The sequence below is a fragment of the Methylobacterium sp. WL116 genome (genome assembly GCF_008039455.1).
Lineage (GTDB): Bacteria > Pseudomonadota > Alphaproteobacteria > Rhizobiales > Beijerinckiaceae > Methylobacterium.
Window position 1 is genome coordinate 1 of record NZ_VRUV01000904.1, and the last position, 1,061, is coordinate 1,061.

2 protein-coding genes are annotated in these 1,061 nt (G+C 73.5%); both read left to right on the forward strand.

Features of this window, described 5'->3' with window-relative positions:
* The first annotated feature begins 255 nt into the window (after nucleotides 1-255).
* Entirely contained in the window at nucleotides 256-807 is a 552-nt protein-coding gene (locus tag FV223_RS28330) for a DUF3280 domain-containing protein (RefSeq protein ID WP_147729965.1), read from the forward strand.
* The coding region (locus tag FV223_RS28335; RefSeq protein ID WP_281407484.1) for a (5-formylfuran-3-yl)methyl phosphate synthase at nucleotides 807-1,061 on the forward strand (255 nt) is incomplete at its 3' end. The genes FV223_RS28330 and FV223_RS28335, both read left to right, overlap by 1 nt.

A 1,061-nucleotide genomic window follows, 5' to 3' on the forward strand; every position in this document is an offset into this window, starting at 1 on the left:
GCGGCGGGCTCCTGGGCTGCCGCCGGGCCGGCCAGCGCCAGGGCGAGCAGCACCGCAGCACCGAGGGAACGTGCAGGATCGTGCAGGATGGCGTGCAGGGAGGCGTGCATGGGGGCGGGACGTAACAGCATTCCGGGCGCGGACTCAAACGTTAAGCGCGCCCCGATCATTGCCAAAATTCCCCGCCGCGCGACCTTATGCCGGGATGCGGCCGGCGTTGCGGCCGGCGCCGATGCCTCCGACTGGAGTTCCGTCATGATCCTTCGCGGCACGATCTTTCGCGACGGCGCCCTTCGCGCCTGCCGCCTCGCGGTTCCCCTCGTGCTCGCCGCCTGCCCTCCGGGCGCGGCGGCGGCCGAGCCGTCGAAGGCCGCGGTCTTCCCGGTCGAGCTGTTCGATCCGGGCGTCGTCGGCGGCCGCAAGGCCCGGCCCGACGAGGCGCGCAAGCTCGCGCTGGTCACCGACGAGTTGCGCGGCGCGCTCAAGGACAAGGGCGGCCTGGAGCCCGTCGACACCGCGCCGCAGGCGGCCGAGGTGAGCAAGCAGGGGCCGCTCTACAAGTGCGACGGCTGCGCCGCCCCGATCGCCAAGGCCCTGGGTGCGGATCTCGCCGTGACCGGTTATGTGGAGAAGGGGTCGGGCCAGATCTTCAACCTCAACGTCGTCATCGCCGACGCCGCCACCGGCAAGGTGGTGCGCGGCGGGCAGGTGGTGATCCGGGCCGACACCGACGACACCTGGACGCATGCCATGCGCTGGATCGTCAAGAACCGCCTGCTCGCCGAGCCCCTGCCCGGCAAGTCGTGATGTCGTCCGGCGCCCGCGCCGCCCCCGAGCCGTCCCCGTTCAGGTCGCCCGTGTCCGAGTCCGCACCTCCGTTTCCGACAAATCCCCTCCCCCGCCTCCTCGTCAGCGTCCGCGACGCCGCCGAGGCCGAGGCCGCGATCCGCGCCGGGGCCGACCTGATCGACGCCAAGGACCCGGAGAACGGGGCGCTCGGCGCCCTCCCCCCGGAGACCGTCCGCGCCATCGTCGCGCGCACCGCCGGCCGCGCCGCCACG